Origin of the sequence: Paraburkholderia sp. (assembly GCF_049581445.1) — a bacterium.
Classification (GTDB): Bacteria; Pseudomonadota; Gammaproteobacteria; order Burkholderiales; family Burkholderiaceae; genus Paraburkholderia.
Genome location: NZ_JBAURZ010000230.1, coordinates 1 through 8,161, shown reverse-complemented (window position 1 = coordinate 8,161; position 8,161 = coordinate 1). Strand labels below are relative to the sequence as shown.

8 protein-coding genes are annotated in these 8,161 nt (G+C 63.7%); 6 read left to right on the top strand and 2 right to left on the bottom strand.

Annotated elements, in window-relative coordinates:
* The 6 genes from WCA85_RS19855 to WCA85_RS19830 form a co-directional block, all read left to right on the top strand.
* Nucleotides 1-708 (top strand): SDR family oxidoreductase (locus WCA85_RS19855; RefSeq protein WP_424066586.1); only part of this gene is annotated, 708 nt, incomplete at its 5' end.
* Nucleotides 709-710: 2 nt separating this feature from the next.
* On the top strand, nt 711-1,646 hold the full coding sequence (locus tag WCA85_RS19850; protein WP_424066585.1) for a MaoC/PaaZ C-terminal domain-containing protein: 936 nt from the start codon (nt 711-713) through the stop codon (nt 1,644-1,646).
* A 29-nt stretch (nt 1,647-1,675) separates the two neighbouring features.
* Nucleotides 1,676-2,977, top strand: a complete 1,302-nt coding sequence (locus WCA85_RS19845; protein ID WP_424066584.1) for an acetyl-CoA C-acetyltransferase — start codon at nt 1,676-1,678, stop codon at nt 2,975-2,977.
* Between the two features lie 103 nt (nt 2,978-3,080).
* Nucleotides 3,081-4,871, top strand: coding sequence for an AMP-binding protein (locus WCA85_RS19840; protein ID WP_424066583.1), 1,791 nt, complete (start codon nt 3,081-3,083; stop codon nt 4,869-4,871).
* A gap of 8 nt (nt 4,872-4,879) precedes the next feature.
* The gene (locus WCA85_RS19835; protein ID WP_424066582.1) at nt 4,880-5,086 is read left to right on the top strand and encodes a cyclodeaminase/cyclohydrolase family protein; all 207 of its coding nucleotides are present in this window, start codon (nt 4,880-4,882) and stop codon (nt 5,084-5,086) included.
* Complete coding sequence (locus tag WCA85_RS19830) at nt 5,083-6,078, top strand: DUF1571 domain-containing protein (RefSeq protein ID WP_424066581.1); 996 nt, start codon at nt 5,083-5,085, stop codon at nt 6,076-6,078. The genes WCA85_RS19835 and WCA85_RS19830 overlap by 4 nt, the downstream gene beginning before the upstream one ends.
* Here the strand turns inward: WCA85_RS19830 and WCA85_RS19825 are convergent.
* Nucleotides 6,075-6,491: a hypothetical protein gene (locus tag WCA85_RS19825; RefSeq protein ID WP_424066580.1), complete on the bottom strand. Its 417-nt coding sequence runs from the start codon at nt 6,489-6,491 to the stop codon at nt 6,075-6,077. The genes WCA85_RS19830 and WCA85_RS19825 overlap by 4 nt on opposite strands.
* 9 nt (nt 6,492-6,500) lie before the next feature.
* On the bottom strand, nt 6,501-8,078 hold the full coding sequence (locus WCA85_RS19820) for an FAD-binding protein (protein WP_424066587.1): 1,578 nt from the start codon (nt 8,076-8,078) through the stop codon (nt 6,501-6,503).
* Nucleotides 8,079-8,161 lie beyond the last annotated feature (83 nt).

Genomic DNA, 8,161 nt, shown 5'->3' with positions numbered 1-8,161 from the left:
GTCGTGACCGGCGCGGCGCGCGGCATCGGCGCAGCCATCGCCGAAGCGCTCGCCGCCGAAGGTGCGCACGTCATCGGCATCGATATCCCCTCTGCCCACGAAGCGCTCGAATCAACCATGCGGCGGCTCTCCGGTACCGCCCTCGCCTTCGATATCGCGGCCCCCGAAGCGCCCGCGCAAATCGCCGCCGCGCTCGACGAACTCGGCGTCGACATCCTCGTGCACAATGCCGGGATCACCAGGGACAAGACCATCGCGCGGATGACAGAGGCTGCGTGGCATAGCGTGATCGACATCAACCTCAGCGCGCAGGAGCGTATCGACGAGGCGCTGCTCGCCGCCGGCACGTTGCGCGACGGCGGCCGGATTGTCTGCGTGTCGTCGATCAGCGGCATTGCCGGTAACATGGGCCAGACCAACTATGCCACCTCGAAGGCGGGCGTGATTGGCCGCGTCGAAAGCATGGCGCCGCTGTTGCGCGAGCGCCGCATCACGATCAACGCGGTGGCGCCCGGCTTTATCGAAACGCAGATGACCGCGAAAATTCCGCTGGCGATCCGCGAAGCCGGTCGCCGCATGAACGCGATGAGCCAGGGCGGGCAGCCCATCGACGTGGCCCAGACCATCGCCTGGCTGGCGCATCCCGGCTCGGCAGGCGTCACGGGCCAGGTGGTGCGCGTCTGCGGGCAAAGTCTGATCGGAGCATGAGCATGAGCGAGCCGTCGAGGATCACTCACCCGCCGGGCGCGCTACGCACGAAAACGGTCGTGATCGAGCAGTTACCGGCGCCCGCCAAACTCTATGCGCGAGCACTGTCCGGCTTGATGAAGCGCGGGCGCGTCGCGCAGTTACCCGCGCTGCGCCTCGTGCGCCCCGCCGCGCCGCTCGAACCCGTCGCAATCGAACGTTACGCACGCGTGTGCGGCTTCATTCCCGAGCATGGCGTGCCGCTCACCTTTCCGCACCTGCTCGCCTTCCCGCTGCATCTGCTGATGCTGACCGATCCCGCCTTCCCGTGGCCCGCGCTTGGGCTCGTGCACCTTGCCAACCATGTGCGCCAGCGGCGGCCGCTCGACTGCAACGAAGTGCTGCGCGTCGAAGTCGAATTCGGCGCGCTGTTGCGCCACGACAAAGGTCAGGCGTTCGTGCTGCACACGCGCCTCTATCGACGTGGCGAAGCCGTTTGGGACGGCGACAGCGTCTATCTGAAGCGCAACGTCAATACGCTCGGCGAGACGCTAGCCGGCACGCCACTGGCTGCGCTCGAGATCGACCGCGAGGCGTTGCAGCGCGTGTCCCGCTGGCAGCTTCCCGCGCAACTCGGACGCGACTACGCGCGCGTCTCCGGCGACTACAACCCGATCCACCTGAGCGCGGCATCGGCGAAAGTGTTTGGCTTTCCTCGCGCGATTGCCCACGGCATGTGGACCCTGGCGCGCGTCGCCAGCGTGCTGCAGCCGCCCAGGCTGCTTGCCGAAGCGACCATCAGCGCGGAATTCAAGCTGCCCATGCTACTGCCTGGCGAAGCGTCGCTGTGGGTATCCCCCGTCACCTCGCCGTCGGACACCCTGCGCGAGCTCGAAATACGTGATGCCAGCGGCGACAAACCGCATTTGCGCGGCCGTTTTCACTGGACCTTGCGATGAGCGAATCAATATCCTGAAAGGAGACCTGCATGTCCAACCCGCTGCCCGCCGTGCGGCGCGTCGCCATCCTCGGCGGCAACCGGATTCCATTTGCGCGCTCCAACACCGCTTACGCGAGCGCGTCGAATCAGGACATGCTGACCTTCACGCTGCAAGGGCTCGTGGACCGCTTCAACCTGCACGGTCAACGTCTCGGCGAAGTGGCGGCGGGTGCGGTCATCAAGCATTCGCGCGACTTCAACCTGACGCGCGAGGCGGTCCTCTCCACGACGCTCGCCAAAGAAACACCCGCATACGACGTGCAGCAGGCATGCGGCACGGGACTGGAAGCCACCATCCTCGTTGCCAACAAGATCGCGCTCGGGCAAATCGAAGTGGGCATCGCGGGCGGCGTCGATACGACCTCGGACGCGCCGATCGGCGTCAATGAGCGCATGCGCAAGATCCTGCTGGAAGCGAATCGCGGCAAGACGCCGGGCCAGCGTGTGGGCGCTTTGTCGAAACTGCGGCCCGGCATGTTCTTCAAGCCGCTCTTGCCGCGCAATGGCGAACCTCGCACGGGTCTGTCCATGGGCGAGCACTGCGAACTGATGGCCAAACGCTGGGCCATCGCACGCGAGGCGCAGGACCAGCTCGCCTTTGAGAGCCATCACAAGCTGGCCGACGCGTACACGCGCGGCTTCCTGAACGACCTGATGACGCCCTACCGGGGTCTCGCCCGCGACAACAACCTGCGCGCCGATCTGACCTTAGAGAAACTCGCCAGCCTCACCCCCGTCTTCGACCGCGATGCCGGCACGCTCACCGCCGGCAACTCCACGCCGCTCACCGACGGTGCATCGACAGTTCTGCTGGCAAGCGAAGCCTGGGCCACCGCGCACGGCTTGCCGGTGCTCGCCTATCTGAGCTGGTCAGAGGCGGCGGCGGTGGACTTCTTCGATAAAAAGGAAGGTCTGCTGATGGCCCCGGCGTATGCGGTGCCGCGCATGCTGGCGCGTGCCGGTCTCACGCTACAGGACTTCGATCTCTACGAAATACACGAGGCGTTTGCCGCCCAGGTGCTCTGCACGCTCACGGCATGGCAGGATGACGACTATTGCCGGACGCAGCTTGGACTCGCGGGCCCACTTGGTGAGATCGATCGTGCGAAACTGAATATCAACGGCAGTTCGCTTGCGACCGGGCATCCGTTTGCGGCGACCGGTGCGCGTATTGTTGCCGGACTGGCGAAAATGCTGGCCCAGCTCGACAAACCGGCGGGCACGGCGCGCGGCCTGATTTCGATTTGCGCGGCAGGCGGCCAAGGGGTGGTCGCGATTCTCGAACGGTAGCGCAACGTGGGCGCAACCGTAGCGTTCGAGGCGGCCCGGCATGCCGCCATCAGCGCACCTAAACACACAACCATACGAAGCTCAATGCTTCAGGAGACAGACGATGAACCAGCCTACCCAAGCGCCGTCCGCGCACACCGGCGCCCCTGACATGGCCACCGCGGCGCCCACGGCAGCGCACTGCGCGCCGAATACCGACGGCGTCTGGTACGCATCGTATCCGGCCGACGTGCCGCATGAGATCGACGTCAGGCAATATGAATCGATCGTGCAATTCTTCGACGAGTGTACGGAAAAGTTTCGCGAGCGCGTCGCCTACGTCAGCGTCGGTGCGAGTCTCACTTATGGCGAACTGGCGCGCAAGGTCAATGCGTTCGCGGCCTATCTGCAAGGTATCGGCGTGAAGCCGGGCGAGCGTGTGGCAATCATGCTCCCGAACACGTTCCAGTACCCCATCGCGCTGTTTGGCGCGCTGAAGGCCGGCGCCGTGGTGGTCAACGTGAACCCGCTCTACACGGTGCGCGAACTCGCGCATCAACTGAAAGACAGCGGCGCGCAAACCATCATCGTGTTCGAGAACTTTGCGAAGACACTCGAAGACGCACTACCCGGCACACGGGTGCAAAACGTGATCGTCACGGGGATTGGCGACCTGCTCGCCGACGGCCTGAACCTGAAGGGGCGCGTGCTGAATTTCATGCTGCGCCACGTGAAAAAGATGGTGCCCAGCTATCACCTGCCGCAAGCAGTGCGCCTGCTCGATGCACTCGCCACCGGCTACACGCGGCCCCTCACGCCGGTACGCCCCAACCACGGCGACATCGCGTTCCTGCAATACACGGGCGGCACGACCGGCGTCGCCAAAGGCGCAATGCTCACGCACCAGAACATCATCGCCAATCTGCTGCAGGCGAAAGTCTGGTCCGAAATCCAGTTGGGCGGCGACATCGAAACTGTGCTCACGCCCCTGCCGCTTTACCACATCTATTCGCTTACCGTGAACGCGCTGATTTTCATGGGACTCGGCGGCCGCAACATCCTCATTGCGAATCCGCGCGACATGAAGCGCGTGATGATGATCATCCGTCACGAGAAGTTCACCTGCATCACCGCGGTCAACACGCTTTACAACGCGCTTCTCGACAACGAAGAGTTCAGGCGGCGCGATTTCTCGGATCTGAAACTGGCGATGGCGGGCGGCATGGCCACGCAAAAAGCGGTCGCCGAGCGTTTCAAGGCCGTGACAGGCAAACCGATCGTCGAAGGCTACGGGCTCACCGAATGTTCGCCGATCGTGTCGATGAACCCCGTGGATCTGAAGAACATGCGCGACTTCGAAGGCTCGATTGGGCTGCCCGCGCCCTCGACCCAGGTGCGTTTCAAGAAAGAGGATGGCAGTTGGGCCAATATCGGCGAGGCGGGCGAACTATGCGTCAAGGGTCCGCAGGTGATGAAGGGCTACTGGAACCGGCCCGACGAAACCGCCAAGGTGTTCGACGACGACGGCTGGCTCGCCACCGGCGACATCGGCGTGATGGATTCGAGCGGCTTCATGCGACTGATCGACCGCAAGAAGGACATGATTCTGGTGTCAGGCTTCAACGTCTATCCGAACGAAATCGAAGACGTGATCGCCATGCATCCCGATGTGCGCGAAGTGGCAGCGATCGGTATTCCGGACGCCGTTCAGGGCGAGCGCGTGAAAGTGTTCGTGGTGGCGCGCAATCCGTCACTGACCGCCGAGCAGGTGATCGAACATTGCCGCAAGAATCTGACCGGCTACAAGGTGCCGAAGCTCGTGGAATTCCGCTCCGAGCTACCTCAAACCAATGTCGGCAAAATCTTGCGACGTGCATTGCGGGATGAGGAACTCGCGAAGCAATCGCGTGCCTGACAGTAGGCGTGACGGAAGTGCCCGTGCTTAGGCGCGTGGCGCCGGGGGGGGGTTCTGCAGCCGCTTTTGCTGCGGCTTTTGGCGATGCTTTGGCGCGGCTTTTGCTGCGGATCTCGGTGCGCCTCTTGCCTGGGCTCTCGAATCGGCCTTTGCCGAGGCTTTTGCTAATGTCCGCAGACCATCTGCGAACTCTGGACCGGGAGGGAGATCGATGAAGCACCGCACGTCCATGCGCTCGCATACCGCGCCGCTCGCCAGTCTGGACGTATCTGATGCACGTCGTGCATTTGAGGCGCGCCTGGCTCGCTGGCGGCCGCTCGTCGCCGCGACGATCCTCGCTTGTACCTGTACTGCGGCGTTTGCGCAGACCGATCCTGGGGCCGCCGCCGCCCCGCCGCCCGCGGCTAGCGAAGTTGAGGCGCCTTCAGTGCCGCCGTCGCAAGCCGGCAAGCTGACGCTCGATCAACAGGTGCGCTGGCTGCGGCAGGCACAACAGAGCGGCGCACTCGAAAAACTCGACGATGCGCAATTGGTGGCGCTGTTTCAGTCGCTCGATCCGCTGACGCTATCGCGCTACATCCAGGAAGGCCCGAACGGCTACCCGTCCTACGAGTTCACGATGCTGCGTTGGGAACGCATCAGAGACTCGTGGCCCGACCAGCCTGATCACATGCTGGTGCGTATTGCGCACGATCCGTTGCGCATCTACGCGAAGTGGCTGCCCGATGGCAATCATGCCGGCCAGGAAATCATCTACGATGAATCGAAGCGGGCCGACGAAATGTACGGCCACCTCGGCGGCGTACTCAGCGCAATGTCAATCTGGACCTCGACCACCGGCGTCCTGGCACGCGCACAGTCGAACCACGAAGTGCGCGATCTGGGCACGGGCTATATCACGCGGCAGTTTCTTTCCGAAGGCAAGAAATACGTTGAAGCCGGCGTGCCCCGCTCGACCCAGATCGCGGTGCAGACTATCAACGGCGTGCGAGTCGTGACGTTTACGTACGAGACGCCGATCGGTCAGCCGCAGTTCTACGCGAAGAAAGAGACGCTGGGGCTCGATCTGCGCCATCCATATTTCCGTACGGTCGAGTCTTACGGTAACGACGGCAAGATCTTCGAGAAGATCGTCTTGGAAACCATCACGCCGAAGTCCTTCGACGACAGCACGTTCGATCCGAAGAATCCGGCGTACAAGTTCTAGGCGCGAACTGGGCTGTTGGACCGGCGCCCCACGGCGGGTCCGATCAGAAAGGCGACCGGCGAGCAGAAGCCCTTGCACGGTTCGGCGGTCTGCTGAATCCTGCGGCTCGAACCGGCTGCCAGTCGTCCGAGCACGAAATAATCGGATGCGCGCGTAAAGCCGATCATCGGGCCTGGTGCGACGGCAAGACGTGTTGCCAGCGTTGTGTACCACAACGTGCCGATGTCATCGCCTACTTCGAAGATCGGCGTGTCCTGCCGTGTCAGGTACTCCGCAAACGCGCGGCCCGATGCGAGGTTCGCATCAACCACAGCGATCGTGTTGGGCGTGCGGGCGGCACGCGCCATCCACGGCAACGCGCAGCCTGCTGCGGAAAGCCAGGCACCGGTCATCACGAAAGTACGTCTGTCCATTGCCCGAATCTACGTATACCCGCGCCGATTGCGCCACGGCGCCGGCCATACACCCTGCTTCCCCGGTGACAGAATGCCGGCCGGGTCGAGCGCGTCCTTGATCGTCTCCGATAGACGCAACAGCGCGCCATCGTTGAAACTGTACTGCGCCGCTGCGAAGTCCATATACGCGAGATGCGATCGATACTCGCCATACCCGGCCGCACGCGCGTCACTCATCAGCACGCGCAGCAATTGTCCCGCCTGCTCCGTCTGCTGCGCGTCGTCGCGGTCGAAGATCGCCGCGAAAATATGATGCAGATGCCGCGCGCCGGCCGTAAAGCCACCGTAGTAATCGAAGCCGTACTCCGCTGCTCGCGCCTTCACCATCGTGTACTGGCGCATGGCGTCGCGCCCGGTCGCCGGGATGACCGGAGAGAAATCGACATGGGCGCCCGCGCCGCCGCGCCAGTCGAGCATGCGGAAAGCGCTCATGGCGGGAATACCAGCAAGATTGCGATCGCCACCGCCGGCCGGTTGCGCATCACCGCTATAACGGCTCGCGAGTAACCTCGCCTGAGGCACACGTGAAAAGGCCCGCTTCACGATGGCGTACTGCGCGTCGATCACCTCCGGCGTGCCGTAGAGTGCAAAGTGCAGATTCCACCGTCCAACCTGCAGTTTGTCCAGCATCGCGGCGACCGCGCTCTCCGGCATCGGCCCGCTGCCTTCATACCATTGCGCCCGCGACGTGAGCCCGGCCGCGCGCCGCAGGCCGCCTTCGATCACCGCGTTATTCCGGATCGTCTCGTCGAGTCGTAGCGGCCGGAGAATCTCGACAATCGCTTCGAGATCCTCTTCATGCTGAAACTGGATTTCGCCCAGCAGATAGGCGGGCGGCGCGGGCATCAACCAGACCCCCATCTTCGTGACGACACCGTAATTCGACTGCATGAACATCGCGTCGAACGAAGGACCGTAGCCCGCCCGATATGTCTGCCACGACGTACCGATGTCGATCGCCCCCATCCCGGTTCGCACGACATCGCCATTGGCGAGGACGACTTCCATTCCGCATTGATGCGCGGCATGGTCGCCATAGGGGGTATAGCCAAAACCGCGCTCAAGCGTATTGCCGATCACGCTGCCCCAACCGGCCGCCGGCGGATCGACCCACAGCTTGATGCCGTTGGTGCGCAGATACGCATCCAGGTCGAAGTAGCTCACGCCAGGTTCAACGAGGGCGTAGGCGAGCGTTTCGCTTACCTCAATAATGCGGTTCATGCGCTGCAGATCGAGCACCACCGAGCCCGGCAAACGAGGAGCCGCGCCGCCATACGCGAAGTTGCGGCCGGTCGACACGGTCCACAGCGGAATGCGGTACTGGTTCGCGACGCGCAGGATCGCGCGAATTTCGTCGACCGACGCCGGCCGCAAGGCGGCGGACGCCTCGAAGACCGCCTGCCCCGGCGCAAAAGGATCGCGATAGGCAGCCAGTTCCGCCCCTGAGGACGACACCATATTCGGCGCGCCGACAATCGCTCCCCAGGCGGCGAGCGCACGCTCGAACTGCGCTTCTGAAACGTCAGGCGGCAACATGCGTGTCAAAGCGTCTCCTTCGCGACGATCACCGATTTGTGCGGCCTCGTGCGCTGCGCCGTGGTCGCGCACGCCGGCTCCGGCGGCGTGAC

Excerpts from the sequence above, each read along its gene's own strand:
- WCA85_RS19850 (WP_424066585.1), top strand. The coding sequence starts at position 711 with ATGAGCGAGCCGTCGAGGATCACTCACCCGCCGGGCGCGCTACGCACG.
- WCA85_RS19845 (WP_424066584.1), top strand. The coding sequence starts at position 1,676 with ATGTCCAACCCGCTGCCCGCCGTGCGGCGCGTCGCCATCCTCGGCGGC.
- WCA85_RS19840 (WP_424066583.1), top strand. The coding sequence starts at position 3,081 with ATGAACCAGCCTACCCAAGCGCCGTCCGCGCACACCGGCGCCCCTGAC.
- WCA85_RS19830 (WP_424066581.1), top strand. The coding sequence starts at position 5,083 with ATGAAGCACCGCACGTCCATGCGCTCGCATACCGCGCCGCTCGCCAGT.
- WCA85_RS19825 (WP_424066580.1), bottom strand. The coding sequence starts at position 6,491 with ATGGACAGACGTACTTTCGTGATGACCGGTGCCTGGCTTTCCGCAGCA.